The organism is Mesorhizobium sp. LNJC391B00 (assembly GCF_000502535.1).
In the GTDB taxonomy this organism is placed as follows: Bacteria; Pseudomonadota; Alphaproteobacteria; order Rhizobiales; family Rhizobiaceae; genus Mesorhizobium.
This window is the reverse complement of record NZ_AYWI01000004.1, coordinates 136,479-159,069: the sequence shown is the minus strand read 5'-3', so window position 1 is coordinate 159,069 and position 22,591 is coordinate 136,479. Positions and strand designations below refer to the sequence as shown.

Sequence of the window (22,591 nt, the reverse complement as noted above, 5' to 3'; positions counted from 1 at the left end):
CAAAATCCATGCAAGGTGGATTGTCAGGACTCGGGAGGATGGCCATGGAGGCAGCCGAGAAGGCCGCGCGCATCGTGCGAACGGTGATCGAAACGCTGAAGCCGGGTTTTGCGGTCAAGCTGTGGACCGGCGAGCGGATCGGTCCCGCCACCGGGCCCGTGCTCACCATCAACGACCAGGACATCGTCTGGCAGGTGGTGAAGCGGCCATCGTTGTCGACGCTGATCGAGATGTGGATTTCCAAGACGATAGACATCGAAGACGGGACGATTTTCGATTTCTACGCACTGCCGTCGCAAGGCAAGCTCAGGACCAAGCTCAAGTCACTGCCGAAGCTGGCGATCCTGCGCGACCTGCCGGCGGTGCTCCTGTCACGCAAGCAGATGAGTGCACGCACCGATCTGTCGGGTCGCAACCCCTATGTCAGCGGGTCGAGCCAGGAGGCGATCCAGCATCACTACGACATTTCGAATGCCTTTTACCGGCTCTTCCTCGACGAGCGCATGGTCTACAGCTGCGGCTACTTTACGGATTTCGCCAATGGCATCGACCAGGCGCAGGCCGACAAGCTCGACCATATCTGCCGCAAGCTCAGGCTGAAATCGGGCGAAAAGCTGCTCGACATCGGCTGCGGCTGGGGCGCCATGCTGATCCATGCGGCCAAAAATTACGGCGTCGTCGGCCATGGCGTGTCGCTGTCGCAGGCGCAGACCGATCTCGCCCGCGAGCGCATCCGCGCCGAAGGGCTGCAGGACCGCATCACCATCGAGATCAAATCCTATGCGGAACTCAAAGGCTCCTTCGACAAGATATCGTCGATCGGCATGTTCGAGCATCTCGGCCTCGCCAACCACGCCAGCTATTTCAAGACCATCCATCGCTTGCTGAAGCCCGGCGGCATCTATCTGCACCACGCCATCACCAGGCGCAGCAAGGGCGACTTGAAGAAAACCTTGCGCAAGGGGCCGGAGTTCAAGGCGCTGCTCAAATACATTTTCCCAGGCGGCGAACTCGACACGATCGGCATGACGCTGGGCAATCTGGAGGCGCATGGCTTCCTGGTCTACGACGTCGAGAATCTGCGCGAGCACTATGCGCGCACCTGCCGGCTGTGGGCCGAGCGGCTGCAGGCTCGCTTCGACGAGGCGGTCGCCGAAGTCGGCGATGCCAAGGCACGGCTGTGGCTGCTTTATCTCACCGGCTGCTCGATCACCTTCGAGCGCGCCTCGGCGCAGATTTTTCAGACCGTCGTCACCAAACGCGCACGCGGCCCGAGCGGGCTGCCGCCGACACGGGCGGATCTGTATCGGTAGAGATAGGATTCGGGGCCGAACCCCACGCTTTCCAAGGTCTGCGATTCGCTGCCTCGCGGTAGAGGCCTACACGAACCGCATCGGCGCGCCGATCTCGACGCGGGCAGGCCTGTCCACAGTGCAATAGACGCCGAGATTATGGGCGTTGTGGCGGACCAGATTGCGCAGGATGCCGGGATCGTGGTCGAAGCCGTCCTGGCTGATGATGGTGAAGCCGCAGCGGCGGCACGGCTCCGAGACGGTCACCAGCAGGTCGCCGATGGCAAGCTTGCGGCCAATCCATTCGGTCTCGGGAAACGAGCTTTCGACCGCCGCCATGTCGATAACGATGTTGGGGCGGAAGCGGCGCGGATCGGGAATGCCTTCGGGGTGCAGCGCCTTGAGCCGCGCCAGCGATGCGGTGGTCAAGAGATGGATCGGCGCTTTGCGGTAGCGCGCCGCGGTGAGCGGGCCGGTGTAGCCGGGGGCGTTGTCCTGGCTGAACGGCCGGATCGAGGCGGCGAAGCCGAGATAGGTCGAGACGGCGCTGTCGCATTCAGCGCCCGGCGCTACCAGCCAGTCGCCGTCGGGAACGGCGATCTCCAGCTTGCGGTCCTTGCTCAGCCGGGTGCGGATGCGCGGCACCTTGTGCCACTTGGCGTCGCGGTCGGGCCGCGCGATCTCATTGTCCGAGACATCGACAAGGCCGAACAGCCGGTCGCCGTCGATGGTTTCAAGGCCGACCGAAATGGCGTCCTGGCGTTCGCCGGCAAGCGAACTTGCAGGGTAACGCCAGAGCTCCGTGACTGCGCCCAGTGCAGCCATCAAATCCCCTCAGCCCTTCTTGTTCTGGCGGTTGGCGATCAGATCATCGACCACGGCCGGATCGGCCAGTGTCGAGGTATCGCCGAGTGCGGAAAAATCGTCCTCGGCGATCTTGCGCAGGATACGGCGCATGATCTTGCCGGAGCGGGTTTTCGGCAGTCCGGGCGCGAACTGCAGCTTGTCGGGCGAGGCGATGGCGCCGATCTCCTTGCGGACATGGGCCACGAGCTCCTTGCGCAGTTCCTCGCTCGGCTCCACGCCTTTCATCAAGGTAACGTAGCTGTAGATGCCCTGGCCCTTGATGTCGTGGGCATAGCCGACGACAGCTGCTTCCGACACCTTCTCATGGCTGACGAGCGCCGATTCGACCTCGGCCGTTCCCATGCGGTGGCCGGAAACGTTGATGACGTCGTCGACGCGGCCAGTGATCCAGTAATAGCCATCGGCGTCCCGGCGACAGCCGTCTCCGGTGAAGTATTTGCCCTTGTAGGTGGAGAAATAGGTCTGCACGAAGCGGTCGTGATCGCCATAGACCGTGCGCATCTGGCCGGGCCAGGAATCGGCGATGCAGAGATTGCCGTCGGCCGCCCCTTCCAGCACCTTGCCTTCGCCGTCGACCAGCTGCGGCTCGATGCCGAAGAAGGGCCGCGTCGCCGAACCCGCCTTGAGGTCGGTGGCGCCGGGCAGCGGCGTGATCAGGATGCCGCCGGTCTCGGTCTGCCACCATGTGTCGACGATCGGCACCTTGCCGTTGCCGACGATGTTGAAATACCACTCCCAAGCTTCCGGATTGATCGGTTCGCCGACCGAGCCCAGCACGCGCAGCGACTTGCGCGAGGTCTTCTTCACCGGTTCGTCGCCGGCGCCCATCAGCGCGCGCAGTGCCGTCGGCGCGGTGTAGAAGATGTTGACCTTGTGCTTGTCGATGACTTCCCAGAAGCGCGACTGCGAGGGGTAGTTCGGCACGCCCTCGAACATCAGCGTGGTGGCGCCGTTGGCGAGCGGGCCATAGACGATATAGCTGTGGCCGGTGACCCAACCGACATCGGCGGTGCACCAGTAGATATCGCCATCATGGTAGTCGAAGACATATTGGTGGGTCATCGAGACATAGACGAGATAGCCGGCGGTGGTGTGCAGCACGCCCTTCGGCTTGCCGGTCGAGCCTGAGGTATAGAGGATGAACAGCGGATCCTCGGCCTTCATCTTCTCCGGCTTGCAGTCGCCTTTCACCGTGGCGATCTCGTCATGGTACCAGATGTCGCGTCCCTGGACCCAGCCGGTCTTGCCGCCGGTGCGGCGAACGACGACCACTTTTTCGACCTTGGTGCCGGCCTTGGCGGCGATTTCGATCGCTCTGTCGGTGTTTTCCTTCAGCGGGATCGGCTTGCCGCCGCGCAGGCCCTCATCGGCGGTGATGACGAAGGTCGACTTGCAGTCATCGATGCGGCCGGCCAGCGCGTCCGGTGAAAAGCCGCCAAAGACGATCGAGTGGATGGCGCCGATGCGGGTGCAAGCCAGCATCGCGTATGCGGCTTCCGGGATCATCGGCATGTAGATGGTGACGCGGTCGCCCTTCCTGACGCCGTGCTTCTTCATCACATTGGCGAGCCGGCAGACATGCTCGTAAAGTTCGTTGTAGGTGACCTTCTTGTCGTCGTAGGGATTGTCGCCTTCCCAGATGATGGCGGTCTGGTTGCCGCGCTTCTTCAAATGGCGGTCGATGCAGTTGTAGGAGACGTTAGTTTCGCCGTCCTCGAACCATTTGATCGAGACCTTGCCCTCGAAGGAGGTGTTCTTGACCTTGCTGAACGGCTTGAACCAGTCGATGCGCTTGCCGTGCTTGCCCCAGAACTTGTCCGGATTCTTCACGCTGTCGTTATACCATTTGAGGTAGGTGTCGTTGTCGATCAGCGCGTTCTTCTTCCACGCCGGCTGGACGCGGTGGATCTTAACCTCGGACATGTCTTCACTTTCCTCCCAAACCACCCCGCCGGCTTGACCACAGCCAGGATCACGGCGACGCAGCCGCGAATTCGGCGGCATTATTAACAGTTCCGCGCTGACGGCAACATTAGACGTTGGATTCGCGTGGCGGGATGCCGCAGCTCCCGTTTCGGTTGTATCAGCACTCGGCAGCGGTCGCTGCTAACTGCATGTTTTCGTGCATAAAACCCGACTGGGATCAGGAAAATCATAGACAGTTAAGGAACGGCGCGCACAATTCAGTGTTGGGAGGAATGGAGAATCAACTAGGCCAAGGGGCTGTCATGCGCGATCATTCCGAAATGGACCTGATGCTCAAGGGGTACGGCCTGACCACGGCCAAGATTCTGTACCATTTTCCCGACCACCCGCATCTGCTGCAGAGCTTCATCTGGCAGGATTACGATCTGGCGCCGAAGTTTCCGGTGCTGATCAAGTTCATCGAGTTCTGGAAGGCCAGGCTCGACGGGCCGCTGCATTCGATCAGCTACACGCACCAGAAGCTGATCGCGCCGAACGAATGGCGGAAGGTGGATGGGGAGTTCGTGCTGCACTGAGCGGCAGTATAGCTGATCTCCCCCGCGAGGGGGGAGATTGGCAGCTTCAACGTCGGCGATCACACCGCAGGCGGGTTCAGCCGGGCGAAACCTTCCTGGCGGTGATAGGGGAAGTACGGGTAGGGCGCGGTCACTTCGCTTGCCTTGTCGAGCTTTTTGACCTGCTCCGGCGTCAACGCCCAGCTGACGGCGCCGAGGTTCTGGCGCAGCTGTTCCTCGTTGCGGGCGCCGATGATGACCGAGGACACGGTCGGGCGCTGCAAGAGCCAGTTGATGGCGATCTGCGGCACGGTCTTGCCGGTCTCTTCAGCCATCGCATCAAGCGCGTCCATGACCCGGTAGAGATGTTCGTCCGCGACCGGCGGGCCGAAATCGGCGGTGTCGTGCAGCCGGCTCTTTTCCGGCAGGGGCTGGCCGCGGCGGATCTTGCCGGTCAGGCGGCCCCAGCCGAGCGGGCTCCACACCAGCGCGCCGATGCCCTGGTCGATACCGAGCGGCATCAGCTCCCATTCATAGTCGCGACCGACCAGCGAGTAGTAGACCTGATGCGCGGCGTAGCGCGGATAAGCATGCTTGTCAGCTTCCGCCAGCGATTTCATCACCTGCCAGCCGGAGAAGTTGGAGACGCCGACATAGCGCAGCTTGCCGGCGCGCACGAGGTCGTCCATCGTCGACAACACCTCCTCGATCGGCGTGCCGGCATCGAAGGCGTGCAGCTGCAACAGGTCGATGTAATCGGTGCCCATGCGCTTCAGGGCGGCGTCGACGGCTTTGATCAGCCGCGAGCGCGACGAGCCGTAGTCGGCCGGTCTGTCGCCCATCGGCAGCGAAGTCTTGGTCGAGATCAGCACCGCGTCGCGGCGGCCTTTGATGGCTTCGCCAAGCACTTCCTCAGAGGCGCCGTTCGAATAGACATCGGCGGTGTCGAACAGATTGACGCCGGCCTCGAGGCAGATGTCGATCAGCCGCCGCGCTTCCTTGGCGTCGCTGTTGCCCCAGGCCCCGAACAGCGGCCCGGAGCCGCCGAAAGTGCCGGCGCCGAAAGAGAGTGCGGGCACTTTCAGGCCCGATGCGCCGAGACGTCGATAATCCATTTTATGCTCCTTGATGATGTCGAAGAAGGATTGCGCGTGATGCTCATGACTGGGCGCAGACCGGCGCCCCGATTGTGGGGGCGCGATCGAGGCGCAGCGCCAGGGCAGCGACGCCAAGAGCCGCGACCGGCAGCAAAGCGGCGATCCAGGTTAGTGAGCCGAGGCCGAGGCCATGGGCAATCACCGCGCCGCCAAGCCAAGCGCCGGCGGCATTGCCGAGGTTGAAGGCGGCGATGTTGAAGGACGAGGCGAGGCTCTGGCCCGCGCCTTGCGCCTTTTCCAGCACCCACATCTGCAGCGGCGCCACGGTGGCGAAGGCGGCGGCACCAAGCAGGCCGACATAGATGACGGCCAGGATTTGGCTGTGGACGGCGAAGGTCATTGTGGCCAGCACCAACGCCAGCACCACGAGGCTGCCGAGCACCGCCGGCACCAACCAGCGGTCGGCGACCTTGCCGCCAAGCAGATTGCCGGCGAGGAGGCCACCGCCGAAGACGAGNCTCGGTGAGCAGCGGGGCGATGTAGGTGAAGACGGCGAAGACGCCGGCATAGCCGAGCACGGTGGTGGCGAGGCCGAGCAGCACCGGCGTGCGGCGCAGCACGGCGAGGTCGGCGCGCAGATTGGTCTTCTCGGGCGCTTCCTTGCTGCGCGGCACCAGAAGCAGGATGACGGCAAAGGCTGCCAAGCCGACCAGGGTTACCGCCCAGAAGGTGGCGCGCCAGCCGAAGGTCTGGCCGAGCCAGGTGCCGAAGGGCACGCCGAGGATGTTGGCGATAGTCAGGCCGGTGAACATCAGCGCGATCGCCGAGGCTTTCTTGTTGGGCGCGACCAGGCCGGTGGCGACCACCGAGCCGACGCCAAAGAAAGTGCCATGGGCAAAGGCGGTGATGATGCGGGCGCCCATCAGCGTCCAGTAGCCGGGGGCGATCGCACAGGCGAGGTTGCCGAGCGTGAAGATCGCCATAAGGGCCAGAAGGACGGTCTTGCGGGGCCAGTTGCCGGTGGCGATGGTCAAAAGCGGCGCGCCGATGACGACGCCCAACGCGTAGCCCGAAATCAACTGGCCGGCGGCCGAGATCGAGACTCCGAGATCTTTGCTGACATCGATCAGCAGCCCCATGATGACGAATTCGGTGACACCGATGCCGAAGGCTCCGGCAGCGAGGGCGTAGAGAGCAAGAGGCATGGCGGTTTCCAGTTCGAACTCGATGAGCGCGCTGTCCAGACCCGCGCCCCGACCGCAGAGATCGTGTTGGCATGCCTTGTGAACCAGACTTGCCTTGGGCATATCTCCTGTGAAATAGATTCACAAATGGCCAGACCCGATATCAACCGTTCCGGCGAGATCGAAGTGTTCGTCCGCGTCGTCGAGGCGAGCAGCTTCTCGGCTGCGGCTCGTTCGCTGCGTATGACACCGTCGGCGGTGAGCAAGCTGATCGCGCGACTGGAGGCAAGGCTCGGCGCGCGGCTGGTCACCCGCTCGACGCGCAAGCTGCAGCTGACGCCGGAAGGGACGGCGTTCTATGATAGCGGGGTGCGCATCCTGGCCGATATGGCGGCGGCCGAGCGCGAGGCGGCCGTGGGTGCCGCGCCGCGCGGACGGCTGCGCGTCAACTCCTATGTGCCCTTCGGGGTGCATCGGCTGATCCCGTTGCTGCCTGATTTCCTCGAACGCTACCCCGGGATTTCGGTCGATCTGGTGCTTACCGACAGCGTCATCGATCTGATGGCTGAACGTGCCGACGTCGCCATCCGCGCCGGGCCGCTCGGCGAGTCGCGGCTGGTGGCGCGCAAGCTCGGGCAAAGCCGGATGACAGTCGTTGCCGCACCGTCCTATCTCAAGACGCATGGCACGCCGCTGGTTCCAGCAGATCTCGACCGGCACAATCGCATGGCTTTCGGCTTTGTCCGGCATGTCGATGGCTGGCAGTTTGTCGACGCAGCTGACAATGCCATCACGGTTCCCATCGTGGGAAACACGCTGGTCGGCGATGGCGAGTCGATGCGGTTGATGGCGGTCGGCGGCGCCGGCATCGCCCGGCTGGCACACTGGCATGTGGCCGATGACATCGCGGCGGGGCGGCTGACGGCGCTGCTGGAGGATTTCAATCCGGGCGACGAGGAGCCTACCCACGCCGTCTATGTCGGCCAGGGCCGGCATTTGCCCGCACGGGTGCGGGCGTTTCTCGACTTTCTGGTCGAGAGCGTGCGGATGAGCTGAAAAGACGTTGGGGAGCCAGATGACCCCCCAAGCATCAGGCGACAGCGATGACTATTTCTTCGGGGTGAACGGCGCCGGGCGGCGACCGGCGCCCTGACGCTCCAGCATCCAGCCGGGATATTCGGCCGGCAGCGCACTGACCTCATCCAGTCTGGCGAGATCATCGGCGTCGAGCTTCACCTCGGCCGCGGCAAGGTTCTGCTCGAGCTGCTCCATGCGGCTGGCGCCGATGATGACGCTCATGACGAAAGGTTTGGCCAGGACATAGCCGAGCGCCACCGTGGCGACGCTGACGCCGTGCTTCTGGGCGATCTCGCGCATCGCGGCGACAGCCGCCCAGGCGCGGTCCTCATCGACCGGCGGGAAGTTGAAGGCGGCGCGGCGGCCTTCGCCATTGCCGGGCGCGCCGGGGCCGTATTTGCCCGACAGCAGGCCGCCGGCCATTGGCGACCAGACCATCAGGCCGAGCTTTTCCTCGTTGATGAGCGGCACGATCTCGCGCTCGAGGTCGCGGCCGGCGATCGAGTAATAGGACTGGATGGTCTCGAAGCGGGAAAATCCCTTGCGCTCGGCAACGCCCAGCGCCTTGGCGATGCGCCAGGCCGCCCAGTTGGAGACGCCGACATAGCGGACCTTACCGCTGGCAACGAGATCGTCGAGCGCCCGCAGCGTCTCGTCGACTGGCGTCACGGTGTCGGTGCCGTGCAGCTGGTAGAGATCGATATGGTCTAGCTGCAGCCGCTCCAGGCTGCCCTCGACCGAATCCATGATGTGGCCGCGCGAAGAGCCGCGCTCGTTCGGGCCCTGGCCCATGGCGCCATGCACCTTGGTGGCAATGACGACGTCCGAGCGTTTGACGCCAAGATCCTTGAGCGACTGGCCAAGCAGGCGTTCGGACTGGCCGAATGAATAGACGTCGGCCGTGTCGAAGAAATTGACGCCGGCGGCGATGGAACGGGCAACGATGTCGTTGACGCCCTTCTGGTCGAGGCTGGCGATCAGGCCCCATTGGGCATTCTCGCCGGCGGCGCCGAAGGTCATGGTGCCGAGGCACAGTTCGGAGACGAACATCCCCGTATTTCCGAGTTGATTGTAGCGCATGGTGGCGGCTCCAGCAGATTGGTGATGACGCCAAGCAAATAGGAACGGTGCGTTTCGTTTCCAGTGGTGGTACAATGATGGGCCGGCTCTGGCTCAACCTGCAGCCGACCCAACACGGGATCAACACAGGCGGGTCAGGCTTCCCAAGGGTTGAACATTGTGACGGCAGTATCGTCGAAATCGGCGACGTTGCGTGTGACCAGTATGAGATCGTGGAAGAGCGCCGTCGCGGCTATAAGCCCATCTGCGTCGCCGCGCGTGCGGATCGCGGAGATGCGACCCCATTGGGCAGCGATGTTCTCGTCTATGCCGAGAATTCGGTTTTCGTAGCTGTGGCGCAGACCGTGGAACCACGCTGCTAAATGGTTTGCAGTGTCGGGGTCGTTTCGCCGCTTCATTTCGATTCCGCGTGCGATTTCACCGAGCGTGATGACGCTTAGGAACAGAGACTGGCGCTCTTGCTTGATTATCCAATCCGCCACTGGCCCCCCTCGCTTTCGCGCATCCGACACGACGTTCGTGTCCAGAAGAAACATCAGAGGTCCACGTCTCGGCCGGGCCCCTTGGAGCGGCGATTGACCTCTTCGACGAAGTCGTCGTCCCATTCGGGACCGGAAAGAAGGTATTCCGCAAGTGAGGGCTTAGAGCCGACGAGCCTTTCGTATTCTTCAGCGGCCAACACGACAGCAGCGGGCTTTCCACGCAAGGTGATGGTCTGCGGGCCCTTTTCACGAGCCTGCTGAACCAGCTTCGAGAGATTGTTTTTTGCGTCCTGCAGATGCCAGTTCATGGAAGGTACCTAGCTAGCTTGGCTAGATATAGCATCGCTGCAGCGATGCAGCAACAATGCTACTGTTAGGGCGGCGAGATCACCGAGGTTTATCGGCCGCCGAAAATCGCCGAGCCGACGCGGACGCTGGTGGCGCCGAAGGCTATGGCGGTCTCGAAGTCGCCGGACATGCCCATCGACAGTTTTGCGACCCCGGCCTCTTTGCCGAGCTTTTCCAGCAAGGCGAAATGCGGGCCGGGGTTTTCGTCGGCCGGCGGGATGCACATCAGGCCTTCGATGGCGAGGCCATGGACATCGCGGCAGCGGGCGACGAAGGCGACGGCGTCGCGCGGCTCGATGCCGGCCTTTTGCGGCTCCGAGCCGGTATTGACCTGGACGTAGAGTTTCGGCGTGCGGCCCTGGCGCACGATTTCCTTGGCGAGTTCGGCGGCGAGCTTTTCGCGGTCGACGGTCTCGATGACGTCGGCGAGAGCGACGGCTTCCCTCGCCTTGTTCGACTGCAGCGGGCCGATCAGATGCAGTTCGATGTTAGGGAATTCCGCTTTCAAGGCCGGCCATTTGCCTTGCGCTTCCTGCACGCGGTTTTCGCCGAAGACGCGCTGGCCAGCCTCGATGACCGGGCGGATGACGTCGGTCTCAAAAGTCTTCGACACCGCAACCAGCGTCACCGAACCGGCGTCACGGCCGGCCTCGCGCTCGGCGGCAGCGATCCTCGTCTTGACGGCGAAAAACTGTTCGACGGCGCTGGCCATGCCCATATCCTGCCTGTCTTTAATCGTCTTGGCCGGCTCGCCGCAGTTGACGGGTCCGGCAATCCATGGTGAACACCGCGACGACATTTACCTCGGCCACCGGGCCTTGTCCGGCGGTCTGCGCCTGCTTTTAAGTGAAAATCATCCGATGGCAACCGAACGATACAATCCGCGCGCGTCAGAGCCCAAATGGCAGAAGGCCTGGGCCGAAAAGAAGCTGTTCGAAGCGCATAACGACGATCCGAAGCCGAAATACTACGTGCTGGAGATGTTCCCCTATCCCTCGGGGAAGATCCATATCGGCCACACCCGCAACTACACGATGGGCGACGTGGTGGCGCGCTACAAGCGGGCCAAGGGTTTCAACGTGCTGCACCCGATGGGCTGGGACGCTTTCGGCATGCCGGCCGAAAACGCGGCGATGCAGAACAAGGTCCATCCCAAGGAATGGACCTACGCCAACATCGCCGCCATGCGCGAGCAGCTCAAGATGATGGGCCTGTCGCTGGACTGGGCGCGCGAGTTCGCCACCTGCGACGTCGACTATTACCACCGCCAGCAGATGCTGTTCCTCGACTTCGTCGAAAAGGGGCTGGTGACGCGCAAATCCTCCAAGGTCAACTGGGACCCGGAGGATATGACGGTGCTCGCCAACGAGCAGGTCATCGACGGGCGCGGCTGGCGCTCGGGCGCGCTGGTCGAACAGCGTGAGTTGACGCAGTGGTTCTTCAAGATCACCGATTACGCGCAGGACTTGCTGGATTCGCTGAACGGTCTCGGCGAGTGGCCGGAAAAGGTCAAGCTGATGCAGCAGAACTGGATCGGCCGCTCGGAAGGGCTGCTGATCCGCTGGCCGCTGGCAGAGCCAAGTTCTAGCAAGATTGGTGGCGACACGAGCGAGCTGGAAGTCTACACGACCAGGCCCGACACCATTTTCGGCGCCTCCTTCATGGCGGTCGCCGCCGATCATCCGCTGGCCAGGAAGGCCGCCGAGAGCAATGTCGAACTGGCCAAGTTCATCGAAGAAATCAGACATATGGGCACGTCGGTGGCCGCACTGGAGACGGCCGAGAAGAAAGGTTTCGACACCGGCATCCGCGTCGTGCATCCGTTCGACGACTCGTGGACCCTGCCGGTCTACGTCGCGAATTTCGTTTTGATGGAATACGGCACCGGCGCCATATTCGGCTGCCCGTCGGGCGACCAGCGCGACCTCGATTTCGCCAACAGATACGGCCTGCCGGTGATCCCGGTGGTGATGCCGGAAGATGCCGACGCCAAAACCTTCCAGGTCACGGAAGACGCCTATGTCGATGACGGCGTGATGATCAATTCGCGTTTCCTCGACGGCATGAGGCCGGAGCAGGCGTTCGACGAGGTGGCAAAGCTCCTGGAGCAGAAAACCATAGGCGGGCGGCCAATGGCGGAGCGCAAGGTGAACTTCCGCTTGCGCGACTGGGGCATTTCGCGCCAGCGCTACTGGGGCTGTCCGATCCCCATGATCCATTGCGAGGATTGCGGCGTGGTTCCGGTGCCGAAAGCCGACCTGCCGGTCAAGCTGCCCGACGACATCGAGTTCGACCGTCCCGGCAATCCGCTCGACCGCCACCCGACCTGGCGGCATGTGAAGTGTCCGCAATGCGGCAAGGATGCGCGCCGCGAGACCGACACGATGGACACGTTCGTCGATTCGTCCTGGTATTTCGCGCGCTTTACAGCGCCCTGGGCCAATGAGCCGACGGAGCCGAAGGCTGCCGATGACTGGCTGGCCGTCGACCAGTATATTGGCGGCATCGAGCACGCGATCCTCCATCTGCTCTATTCGCGCTTCTTCACCCGCGCCATGCGCGCGACCGGGCATCTCGACCTGGCCGAGCCGTTCAAGGGCCTGTTCACGCAAGGCATGGTGGTGCATGAGACCTACCGCGTCGGCGGTGCGTCGAACAATGGCCGCTGGCTGTCGCCGGCTGAGGTCAGGATCGAGGATGTCGGCGGCAAGCGCCGCGCCATCGAGATCGCCACCGGCGAAGAGGCGGCGATCGGCTCACTCGAAAAGATGTCGAAGTCGAAGAAGAATACGGTAAGCCCGGAAGACATCACCGACGGCTACGGCGCCGACACCGCACGCTGGTTCATGCTGTCGGATTCGCCGCCCGAGCGCGACGTCGAATGGACGGACGATGGCGCCGCCGGCGCACATCGCTTCATCCAGCGCGTCTGGCGCCTGGTGTCGATCGCCGCCGAGACGCTTGACGGTGTCAAGCCGCACGCGGCGCTGGAGGGCGAGGCCGGCGCCGTTTCCAAGGCCGCGCACAAGATCCTGAAGGCCATCGGCGAGGATATCGAGAAGCTCGGCTTCAACCGCGCCATCGCCCGCATCTACGAACTGGCCAATGCGTTGACAACGCCGCTCAACGACGTCGCCGAGGGCAAGACCGACGCGGCGCTGAAAGGCGCCTGCCGCGAGGCGGTGGAGATCCTTGTGCATGTGGTCGCGCCGGTCATGCCGCATCTTGCCGAAGAGTGCTGGCACACGCTCGGCGGCACCGATCTGGTCGCCGAACGGCCTTGGCCTGTCTACGATCCGGCACTGGTGGTCGACAACGAGATCGTGCTCCCAGTTCAGGTCAACGGCAAGAAGCGCGGCGATTTGACAATTGCCCGCGACGCGGACCAAGGTGCGGTCGAAAAAGCGGTTCTGGCTCTCGACTTCGTGCACAAAGCGCTGGAAGGTAAGGCACCCCGCAAGGTGATCATCGTGCCGCAGAGGATCGTCAATGTCGTTGCTTGACTTCAGAAGGATGGGGCCTGATCTGGAAAAGACGACGCTATTGCTGCGCTGCGCAGCGCTGTACGGCATGGTCGCCTCGGTGGCGCTGGTTTCGGCCTGCACGGTGAGGCCGCTCTATTCCAGCGCGCCGCTGAGCGCCGGTTCCACGGTCAGCGCTTCGGCGGAACTGGCGTCGATCGCGGTCAAGCCGGTCAAGACACGCTACGCCCAGCAGGTCCGCAACAATCTGATCTTTGCCTTTGGCCAAGGCGCCGGCGAGCCGCCGGCGCCGCTCTACATGCTCGATCTCGGCGTCACCGAACTGGTCGAATCGGCCGCGGTGGTGCAGATCCAGACCGACGAAGACGAGCCGACGGCAGGCACGGTGACGCTGACCGCAAACTATGTGCTGACCGATGCCAGGACCGGCGTGGTGATCGCAACCGGCAAACGGTCGATCCCATCATCCTTCGACAAGCCGACGCAGGAGTTCGCCTCCTACCGGGCGCAGCTCGACGCCGAGAACCGCGCCGCGCGTGAACTGGCTGAAATGGTGAGCCTGTCGGTCGCCCAGGACTTGGTCAGGCACGGCAAGAAGGCCTGAGCATTCCCTGGCGCTGCCAACTAGACTTTTAGCAGTCCGCAACAAAAAGGCCGGTTTCCCGGCCTTTTTTCGTTTGTATCGAACCGATCTCAGCCGATCTTCTGGCCGGTCTTGGCCCAGTCGGCAGCGAACTGATCCAGGCCCTTGTCGGTCAACGGGTGCTTGACCAGCGCCTTCAGCGTCGCGGCCGGCGCGGTAACGACATCGGCGCCGATCAGGGCTGCCTGCTTGACGTGGTTCACGGTGCGAACCGAAGCGACGAGGATCTCGGTGTCGAAATCGTAATTGTCGTAGATCTGCCGGATCTCCTGGATCAGTTCCATGCCGTCCGCGCCGGTATCGTCGACGCGGCCGACGAAGGGCGAGATGAACGAGGCGCCGGCCTTGGCCGCCAGCAGCGCCTGGTTGGCCGAGAAGCACAGCGTTACATTGACCATGCGGTTCATCTCGGTGCGGATCGTCTTGCAGGCGCGCAGGCCGTCGAGCGTCAGCGGCACCTTGATGCAGACATTGTCGGCGATCTTGGCCAGGATGTTGGCCTCGGCCATCATGTCCTTGTATTCGATCGCAACGACCTCGGCCGAAACCGGGCCCTTGACGATGTCGCAGATCTGCTTGGTGACCTCGGCGATCTTGCCGCCGGATTTCAGGATCAGCGAGGGATTGGTGGTCACGCCGTCGAGCAGCCCCAGGTCGTTCAGTTCCTTGATGTCCTTGATGTCAGCGGTGTCGACAAAAAATTTCATGGGGGTCTCCTGAAAGATTTCCATGTGCATGCCATGCACATTCCGGGTTGCCCTTTGATCTAGACCAAAGTCGGGGCAAGGTCACGCCCGATGATCGAAGATTCGCCCTTTGTCGCAGCCGCGCCGGTGCTGGTGCCGATGCCGGCCGAACGGCCCTACACCTACGCTGTGCCTGCCAGCGTGCGCGTGGTGCCGGGCTCGATCGTGCGCGTGCCGCTCGGTCCGCGCCAGGTTGCCGGCATCGTCTGGGATGGTGCGGTCGAGAATATCGACGCCAAAAAGCTGCGCCCGATCGAACAGGTCTTCGACTGCCCGCCGATCGACCGCGGCATGCGCCGCTTCGTCGACTGGGTGGCGCAGTACACGCTGTCGCCGCCCGGCATGGTGGCGCGCATGCTGTTGCGCGCGCCGGAGGCGTTCGATCCCGAACCATGGATCGAGGGCCTGCAGCGGACCCTCGTCATGCCCGACCGGATGACGGATGCCAGGACGCGCGTGCTGGAGACGGCGGAAGGGGGGCTTGCCTGGACGCGATCCGGCCTGGCGCACGCGGCGGGCGTGTCGTCGACGGTGGTCGAGGGACTCAAGGCGCAAGGCGTGTTCGAGACGGTGATGATCCCGCCTCGACCGGTGGTCGCCGCGCCCGATCCCTCCTACGCCATGCCGGAGCTGATGCCGGACCAGGCAGACGCGGCCGCCATGCTGCGCGCCAATGTCGCGGCCGCTGCTTTCAACGTCACGCTGCTCGACGGCGTCACCGGCTCGGGCAAGACGGAAGTTTATTTCGAGGCGGTGGCGGCAGCCCTCGACCAGGGCAGGCAGGTGTTGATCCTGCTGCCGGAGATCGCGCTGACGCATGCCTTCCTCGAACGCTTCCAGCAGCGTTTCGGCGCCAAGCCGGCGGAATGGCATTCCGACCTGCCGCCCCGAATGCGCGAAAAGGTCTGGCGACAGGTGGCGGAAGGCGGCGTGCGCGTCGTTGCCGGGGCGCGTTCGGCGCTGTTCCTGCCGTTCCGCGAGCTCGGGCTGATCGTCGTCGACGAGGAGCACGACCCCGCCTACAAGCAGGAGGATCGCGTCTTCTACAATGCGCGCGACATGGCGGTGGTGCGCGGCCATATCAGCGGCTTCCCGGTGGTGCTGGCGTCGGCGACGCCATCGGTCGAAAGCCGGGTCAATGCGCAGCAGGGCCGCTACAGCAGGGCGGTGCTGTCGGCGCGCTTTGCCGAAGCCGCGCTTCCCGATCTCAAGACGATCGACATGCGGCGCGCGCCGCCGGCCCGCGGCGGCTTTCTGTCGCCGCTGCTGATCGACCAGATGCAACGTACGCTGGAGAAGAAGGAGCAGTCGCTGCTGTTCCTCAACCGGCGCGGCTATGCGCCGCTGACGCTGTGCCGTGTCTGCGGCCACCGCTTCGGCTGCCCGGTTTGTTCGGCCTGGCTGGTCGAGCACCGCTTTCGCGGCCAACTCGTCTGCCATCATTGCGGGCACAATGAGAAGCGGCCGGAGGCTTGCCCGGAATGCGGCACGCTCGACCATCTGGTCGCCTGCGGGCCTGGCGTCGAGCGGATAGCTGAAGAAGTCGTGGCGCATTTCCCCGACGCGCGCACGATCGTCCTGTCATCCGATTTGATGGGTGGAGTGCGCCGGCTGCGGCTGGAGCTCGAGGCCATTGCCAATGGCGAGGCCGACATCGTCATCGGCACGCAGCTGGTCGCCAAGGGCCATAACTTTCCCAACATGACGCTGGTCGGTGTCGTCGATGCCGATCTCGGCCTCGCCAATGGCGATCCCCGCGCCGCTGAGCGCACCTTCCAGTTGCTCAGCCAGGTGACCGGCCGCGCCGGCCGCACCGGCAAGAAGAGCCTCGGCCTGCTGCAGACTTTCCAGCCGGACCATCCGGTGATGCGGGCGATCGTCTCGGGCGATGCCGAGGCCTTTTACGAACGCGAGATCACTGAGCGCGAACGGGCAGCCCTGCCGCCCTTCGGCAGGCTTGCCGGCGTCATCGTCAGTGCGGTGACGCGGGCCGAGGCCGAAGGCCACGCGCGCGGCCTGCGCCGTGCAGCACCCCAGGCCAGCGACCTGTTCGTGCTCGGTCCGGCCGAGGCGCCGCTGTCGCTGCTCGGTGGGCGCCATCGTTTCCGTTTGCTGATCCAGGGTGAAAAGCGCGCCGACATCCAAGGCTTCATCCGCACCATGCTGGCCGAAGGGCCGAAGCAGCGCGGCTCGGTCCGCGTGCAGGTCGACATCGATCCGCAGAGCTTCTTGTAAGCACAAAGGCTGACGCCGCCGCCGGCCGCCCGTAAGCCGTTTGTCAAGAAAACTCAGCATCTTAGTGCCGGCTAAAATGCGCGCTGTTCATGTACCCGGCTCTCATCCGTTCGCTGACTAATCCTGATTTGAAAAGCCACAAAATAAATGTTGACTCGTTTTATCATGAATTATAACTGGGCCTTTCCGCTCTGGCGCTGGGGACCAGGGCATGGATGGGGACAGCATGCGCAGATTTTTCAGTACGCTTCTTTGGTCATCGGCTTTGGGTTCGTCGATTATGGCAGGCGCGGCATTTGCCCAGGAAGCCGCTCCGACGGACCAGCAGGGAGCCACCGTGCTCGACCAGATCCTGGTCACCGGCCGCAATGAAAGGTCCATTTCCAGCGTTGCCCAGTCTGTCCAGGTCGTGGAACGGCAACAGGTCGAGGAAGCCGCGCAGGAAAATATCGACGCCGCGACCCTGATCAGCCGCATCGTCCCCGGCTACGCGCCACGCAACCAGACCGTTTCCGGCGCTTCGGAAACCTTCCGCGGGCGCAGCGTTCTCATCATGGTCGACGGTGTGCCGCGCAACACACCGCTGCGGGACGTCTCACGCATCCTGTCGATGATCGACCTGAATTCGGTCGAGCGCATCGAAGTCATCAATGGCGCGTCCAGCCTTTATGGCGCCGGCGCCACCGGCGGCACGATCAACTTCATCACCAAGCGCGGCGACAGCGACAAGCCGAAGGTGACGGTGCGCACCGGCGTCACCGCCTTCACCGAAAACCCCGGCAAGTCGGCCGGGCCAAGCACCAGTGTCTCGGTCGAGGGCAAGAAAGGCGATTTCGACTATTTCTTCTCGGCGTCCGGTGATCTGTCGCGCCGCACCTATGACGGCCACGGCAACGAGATGGCTTCCGACGCCATGCTTGGGCAAGGCGGCGGCGACCGCACCGGCACGGGCAATCTCTTCGGCGTGGCCGGCTACCAGTTCGATTCCAGGCGCTTCGAGGCCAGCGTCGACTGGACCTATGCCAACCAGAAGCCGGACTGGTTCACCGATTACACGACCAATCCCGTCTCCCCGGATTTCGGCGATCCCTATGAAGGCAAGCCGCTGAAGGAAGGTTCGAAATATCTGACCGCCAAATACACCGACAGCGACTTCGCGCTCGGAAACCTCGAGGTCAAGGCGTTCTACAACGACATCTTCAAGCAGTCGCCCTTTACCAAATTCTCGGCCGTCAACAGCCAGGTGTATTTACCGACGAACCCGACGCGGCCGGTGATCCTGCCGCCGGGCACGGACCCGACCGCCGACTTCAACCAGACGGCGCTGCAATCGCGGCGCAGCGGCGTCAACCTGACCGTCAACACGCCGATGGACTTTATCGCCCAGAGCAGCACGCTGACCTGGGGCGCCGACTATGTCTTCGACGCCACCGATCAGCAGTTGACCAATGGCCAGGACGCCATCTCGCCCACGACCCAGAACTCGGTCGCCTTGTTTGCGCAGGGCGAAATTCCGGTGACGGATCGCTTTCGCATCAGCGGCGGCGCGCGCTACGACCAGTTCTATCTCAACGTTGAGGACTTCACCCGGCCTGCCGCCGCGGTCCTGCTTGGCCGCAACATCATAGGCCTGCCGGCGATCCGGGTGACCGGCGGCTCGTTCGACTACGACGCCGTCACCTTCAACGCCGGCGCCGTCTATGACCTGACCGAAAGGATGCAGCTTTTCGGCAATTTCTCGCAAGGCTACAGCCTCACCGACATTGGCGGCTTCACCCGCCGCGCTGGGTTGAACTCCAACGCAGAGACCTGCGACGCTTACGGCACCGCCATCAGGCCGCTGCTGCCCTGCACCAACGCGCCGGACTATGCGATCAGCTATGCCGATATCGCGCCCGAGCCCCAGCTTGTGAACACATGGGAAGCCGGCCTGCGCGGCGACTGGGGCGACTATCGCGGCGGCGTCAGCACCTATCTGTCGACCTCGGACAACGGCGTCAGCTACGACATCGTCAACAACCGGGTATCGCAGCAGAAGGAACGCATCTGGGGCGTCGAAGCCAATCTGGAGGCAGACCTCAGCGGCATGTTCACGCTGGGCGGATCTGTCGGCTATGTCGAAGGCAAATACGATGCGGATCGCGACGGCCACATCGAAGCCAACGAATATCTGCCCAACAACCGCATTCCCTCGACCTACAAAGGCCTGGTCTATCTCACGACCCATTTCGAGAACGAGCTGACCCTGCGCAGCGAGCTGGAGCTGTTCTCCGGGCGCGACCGCATCGCCACCCAGGAACTGGACGGTGCGGCTCTGGTCAATCTCGCCGTCTCGAAGAAGTTCGCCAATGAAAGCGTGCTGAACCTTGCCGTGCGCAACGTGTTCGACACCTACTACATCAACCCTTCCGCATCGGCGACGCGTGGGGCGGACGTTCCGGGTCTGGGGCGTTCGGTCGCGCTGTCCTACCAGATCACCTTCTGAGGGCGGCGATGGCGGTGTCTCTCCAACGAAATGGTGCGCTGGTCTCGCTGCTGGCAGAAGCGCCCGCCGATCCGGCGGATGGCGAGCGCTATGTCGAGGCGCTCGGCCGCCTTTCGCAGGAACGGGAGCCGTTCGTGCTGCTGGTCGATATCGGCATCGAGATCGCGCTGAGCGACACCCAGCGCAAGGCGCAAAACCTCTGGTACAAGGCGGAGCGCGAGCGGCTCGAAAAAGCCTGCCGCGCCTGCGCGCTGGTGCGCTCCGCCGTTGACGAGAACATGCAGCGCGTCTGGCAAAGCCTGTTCGGCTTTCCAGTGCTCGTCACCCGCAGCCGGGCGCAGGCCGACGCCTTCCTGAACGGTTACGCACCGAAGGACTATGCCAAATGAGCGCCGACGCAGACCGGTCGGCGCCCGCCGGGCTCTCGCGCCTGCGGCTTTTCGTCGTTCTCGCCTGCCTTTATCTGGCGCAGGCGATCCCGAGCTATCTGTTTGCCGCGGCGATCCCGCCGATCCTGCGCGAACAGGGCGTGTCGCGCACCGCCATCGGCATGATGGCGCTGCTGATGCTGCCGCTGGTGCTGAAATTCCTGTGGGCGCCGCTGGTCGATCGCTTTCGGCCAGTGGCCCGCGCCCATCGCGCCGGCTGGGTCATCATCACCCAGATCGGCGTCATCGCCGGCATCGCCGCCATGCTTTGGATCGAGCCGACCGATGTCGCCGGTATCTTTGCCGTCGGCCTTGTCGTGAGCCTGTTGATGTCGACCCAGGACATCGCCACCGACGGCTACGCGGCCAAATATCTCGACCCGAAGGACAGGCCGATCGGCAATGCGATCCAGGGCGGCGCCGTCGCGCTCGGCGTCGTTCTCGGCGGCACGCTCGGCCTGTTGGCTTATCATCATGCCGGCTGGCAAACCATGGTGGCCATGGTGGCCGCGCTGTCCATCATCCCGCTGGTCGCCGCCTTCGCCATGCGCGAGACCGATCCCGTCGCCAGCGCGCCGCAGGCGTCCATGGACCGCCCCTCGATCCTGCGTTTCCTGCGCCGGCCGGAGGCGCGCCAGATCCTGTGGATCGCGCTCATCTACCGCGCCAGCGAGGGGCTGGTGAAGTCGATGGAAGGCTCCTATCTCGTCGATGCCGGCGTGCCGCTCGACATCATCGGTTATCTCTCGGGGGGTGCCGCGCTCACCGTCGGGCTCGGCGGCTCGGCGCTGGCGGCGTGGCTGCTGCACAAAAGGGGCGCCGCCTCGGTGCTCGGCCTGCTCGGCGCGCTGCGAACCATCTGCTTCCTGATCTTCGCGCTGCACGCTTTCGGCGCTATCGCCGGCTTCTGGCCGATCTTCGGCGCCTCGTTCCTGCAGACGCTGGTGCGCTACATGGAGATCGTGGCGCTCTACAGCCTGTTCATGTCCGTCACGTCGTCGGACCAACCCGGCACCGATTTCACCATCCTGTCCTGCGCCCAGCTTATCGTCTATCTCGTCGGCTCCATGCTGGCCGGCCGCCTCGCCGACATGCTCGGCTACTCCGCGCTGTTCACCCTGGCGACAGTGCTGTCGGGCGTCGCCGTGGTGGCGACCTATCGCATGCTGAATGCCCATTTCGCCGATGCCGCAAAAGCCCAGCCGGGTACTCCGATGCAGCCGCTGCCGGAGGTCGCCGAATGAGCGCGGTTTGGCTAGTGCTTGCGAACCATGGCAGCGAGACAGGCAGCGGCCAGCGCCAGCGCCGCGCAGTCGGCCAGCGGCGCAAAGGGCCAGAGCGTGAAGGCAAAGCCGCCGGCCAATGCGCCGATGCTCTGGCCGAGTACATGGGTGCTGGTGAGCCAGCCGGCCGCCGCGCCCTGCTCGCCGGGCTCCAGGCGCTTCATCAGCCAGGCGGTGTAGCCGGGTGTCGCCAGGGCAATGCCGGCCGCCGCCACCACCAGAGACGCTGCCGAGGCAACATGGCTGGCCGTGACGGCCAGCGCCGTCATGCCGACGCAAACCATGAGACAGCCGACGACGACGCTGTTGCGCTCCGCCAGCCGCAGGCGCGCCATGAGCAGTCCCTGGACCAAAACCATGACGATGGCGACCAGCATCAGGGCCAGGCCGGTCACCGTCGTGGCCTGCGTCGCACCAAGGCCAAAACGCTGCTGGGCCATCGGGCCGAGCATCATCTGCACCTGTCCGAAGCCGAGCGTCAGGCACAAGCCCATCGCCAGGCAAGGCAGAGCGCGGCGATCGAAGGGCGATATTCCACGGCCGACGTCGGCTGCCTTGCCGTCGCTCCGTCCGCCGGCTTCCCCTTTGCCCGGCGCGAGCCACAGCAACAGCGGGCTGAACAGGAACAGGATGGGCGGCAGCAGCGGCGACAGGACGGCAGCCGTTGCCGCCAGCGCGCCGGCCAGCCGCCCCATGCTGACGCCGGCGCTAAGCAGTCCCAGCGCGGCCTGTCGCCTGTCATCGGCAACCGAGCGGCTGGCCCAGACCTGCGCCGTCGGCATGACGCCGGACGCGGCAAAACCGTACACGGTTCGCGAAAGCATCAGCAAAGCGATGCCCAGCGCGGCTCCCGTGCCGGCTATCAGCAGAATGGCGAACACCGCCTGGCCGGCCAGCATGGCGAGGCCGAGCAAGCGCAGCAGCCTGGCATGGCCAAGCCGCTCGCCCATGCGACCCCACAGCGGCGAGCCGACCAGAAAGGCCGCCGCGCCGACAGCAGTTGCCGCGCCGATGGCAAACGTGTCGAGCCTCAGCCGGTCCATCACCAGGGGAACGAGCGATACGAAGGCCGACTGGCCGAAGCCGATTGCCGAGACCGCGATCGCCAGGCGGCGCAGAAGCGAAGATCGATTTTTCATACCGGTCGTCATAAGACCAAGCTTATTTCTTGTTTATAATAGTTAATCAACATAAATGTTTAAAGACGACGACTTATAGATGTAATCTGCAGTATTATTAGGATTTATCGAGATGCACATGGAACAAGTAGGACCAGAATCTTCCTCTGCATTAAGCCCGTTACTCAACGCGTTGCTGCGGGAATGGAATGGCTGGGAATTCGTCGACGCCAGGCAAACCGCGCTGTTTCGGCCGCAGGCAGC

At 63.8% G+C, this 22,591-nt stretch carries 18 protein-coding genes and 1 pseudogene; 9 read left to right on the top strand and 10 right to left on the bottom strand.

The genetic code is table 11. The annotated features are described in order from the left end of the window. Window positions 1–44: 44 nt before the first annotated feature. Window positions 45–1,313 carry a cyclopropane-fatty-acyl-phospholipid synthase family protein gene (locus X750_RS153035; protein ID WP_023747329.1) on the top strand — a complete coding sequence of 423 codons (1,269 nt, stop codon included), beginning with the start codon at window positions 45–47 and terminating at the stop codon, window positions 1,311–1,313. Between the two features lie 66 nt (window positions 1,314–1,379). Here the strand turns inward: X750_RS153035 and X750_RS153040 are convergent, their stop codons facing one another. Both X750_RS153040 and acs read right to left on the bottom strand, forming a co-directional pair. Further along, complete coding sequence (locus X750_RS153040; protein WP_023698245.1) at window positions 1,380–2,117, bottom strand: MOSC domain-containing protein; 738 nt, start codon at window positions 2,115–2,117, stop codon at window positions 1,380–1,382. Window positions 2,118–2,126: 9 nt separating this feature from the next. After that, complete coding sequence (acs, locus tag X750_RS153045; RefSeq protein WP_023747328.1) at window positions 2,127–4,082, bottom strand: acetate--CoA ligase; 1,956 nt, start codon at window positions 4,080–4,082, stop codon at window positions 2,127–2,129. 305 nt (window positions 4,083–4,387) lie between these two features. Here acs and X750_RS153050 point away from each other — a divergent pair, with 305 nt between their 5' ends. Then, a complete protein-coding gene (locus X750_RS153050) occupies window positions 4,388–4,660 on the top strand; it encodes an usg protein (protein ID WP_023668649.1) in 273 nt (90 codons plus the stop codon). 59 nt (window positions 4,661–4,719) lie between these two features. Here X750_RS153050 and X750_RS153055 read toward each other — a convergent pair whose 3' ends face one another. Continuing rightward, a complete protein-coding gene (locus X750_RS153055) occupies window positions 4,720–5,754 on the bottom strand; it encodes an aldo/keto reductase (RefSeq protein ID WP_023747327.1) in 1,035 nt (344 codons plus the stop codon). Window positions 5,755–5,797: 43 nt separating this feature from the next. Beyond that, window positions 5,798–6,941 (bottom strand): annotated as a pseudogene (locus X750_RS01000000162845) (MFS transporter). A gap of 126 nt (window positions 6,942–7,067) precedes the next feature. On the opposite strand from X750_RS01000000162845, the gene X750_RS153060 reads away from it, so the two are divergent. Further along, window positions 7,068–7,976 (top strand): LysR family transcriptional regulator, encoded by a 909-nt coding sequence (locus X750_RS153060; RefSeq protein ID WP_023747326.1) that lies wholly within the window; start codon window positions 7,068–7,070, stop codon window positions 7,974–7,976. Between the two features lie 51 nt (window positions 7,977–8,027). Here X750_RS153060 and X750_RS153065 read toward each other — a convergent pair whose 3' ends face one another. The 4 genes from X750_RS153065 to X750_RS153080 form a co-directional block, all read right to left on the bottom strand. Further along, the gene (locus tag X750_RS153065) at window positions 8,028–9,077 is read right to left on the bottom strand and encodes an aldo/keto reductase (protein WP_023747325.1); all 1,050 of its coding nucleotides are present in this window, start codon (window positions 9,075–9,077) and stop codon (window positions 8,028–8,030) included. 134 nt (window positions 9,078–9,211) lie between these two features. After that, entirely contained in the window at window positions 9,212–9,613 is a 402-nt protein-coding gene (locus X750_RS153070; protein WP_023747324.1) for a type II toxin-antitoxin system VapC family toxin, read from the bottom strand. After that, a complete protein-coding gene (locus X750_RS153075) occupies window positions 9,613–9,867 on the bottom strand; it encodes a type II toxin-antitoxin system Phd/YefM family antitoxin (protein ID WP_023684084.1) in 255 nt (84 codons plus the stop codon). Before X750_RS153075 ends, X750_RS153070 begins: the two co-directional genes overlap by 1 nt. 89 nt (window positions 9,868–9,956) lie before the next feature. Beyond that, the gene (locus X750_RS153080) at window positions 9,957–10,619 is read right to left on the bottom strand and encodes a YggS family pyridoxal phosphate-dependent enzyme (RefSeq protein ID WP_023745345.1); all 663 of its coding nucleotides are present in this window, start codon (window positions 10,617–10,619) and stop codon (window positions 9,957–9,959) included. A 148-nt stretch (window positions 10,620–10,767) separates the two neighbouring features. Here X750_RS153080 and leuS point away from each other — a divergent pair, with 148 nt between their 5' ends. Together leuS and lptE are read left to right on the top strand one after the other, a co-directional pair. Then, window positions 10,768–13,410 carry a leucine--tRNA ligase gene (gene leuS / locus X750_RS153085; RefSeq protein WP_023747323.1) on the top strand — a complete coding sequence of 881 codons (2,643 nt, stop codon included), beginning with the start codon at window positions 10,768–10,770 and terminating at the stop codon, window positions 13,408–13,410. Further along, window positions 13,397–13,993 (top strand): LPS assembly lipoprotein LptE, encoded by a 597-nt coding sequence (gene lptE / locus X750_RS153090; protein WP_023747322.1) that lies wholly within the window; start codon window positions 13,397–13,399, stop codon window positions 13,991–13,993. The genes leuS and lptE overlap by 14 nt, the downstream gene beginning before the upstream one ends. Window positions 13,994–14,082: 89 nt before the next feature. On the opposite strand, the gene fsa is transcribed toward lptE, so the two are convergent. Next, window positions 14,083–14,739 carry a fructose-6-phosphate aldolase gene (gene fsa, locus X750_RS153095; RefSeq protein WP_023684088.1) on the bottom strand — a complete coding sequence of 219 codons (657 nt, stop codon included), beginning with the start codon at window positions 14,737–14,739 and terminating at the stop codon, window positions 14,083–14,085. Window positions 14,740–14,829: 90 nt separating this feature from the next. Between fsa and X750_RS153100 the strand changes: the two genes are divergently transcribed. From X750_RS153100 to X750_RS153115, 4 genes are all read left to right on the top strand, one after another. After that, window positions 14,830–17,013 (top strand): primosomal protein N', encoded by a 2,184-nt coding sequence (locus X750_RS153100; protein ID WP_023747321.1) that lies wholly within the window; start codon window positions 14,830–14,832, stop codon window positions 17,011–17,013. Between the two features lie 280 nt (window positions 17,014–17,293). Beyond that, entirely contained in the window at window positions 17,294–19,498 is a 2,205-nt protein-coding gene (locus X750_RS153105; RefSeq protein ID WP_023747320.1) for a TonB-dependent receptor, read from the top strand. Between the two features lie 14 nt (window positions 19,499–19,512). After that, window positions 19,513–19,887 carry a hypothetical protein gene (locus X750_RS153110; protein WP_156932387.1) on the top strand — a complete coding sequence of 125 codons (375 nt, stop codon included), beginning with the start codon at window positions 19,513–19,515 and terminating at the stop codon, window positions 19,885–19,887. Then, window positions 19,884–21,170 carry a RhtX/FptX family siderophore transporter gene (locus X750_RS153115; RefSeq protein ID WP_023747318.1) on the top strand — a complete coding sequence of 429 codons (1,287 nt, stop codon included), beginning with the start codon at window positions 19,884–19,886 and terminating at the stop codon, window positions 21,168–21,170. Before X750_RS153110 ends, X750_RS153115 begins: the two co-directional genes overlap by 4 nt. 11 nt (window positions 21,171–21,181) lie before the next feature. Here X750_RS153115 and X750_RS153120 read toward each other — a convergent pair whose 3' ends face one another. Next, window positions 21,182–22,348 carry an MFS transporter gene (locus X750_RS153120; RefSeq protein WP_031242783.1) on the bottom strand — a complete coding sequence of 389 codons (1,167 nt, stop codon included), beginning with the start codon at window positions 22,346–22,348 and terminating at the stop codon, window positions 21,182–21,184. Between the last annotated feature and the right edge of the window lie 243 nt (window positions 22,349–22,591).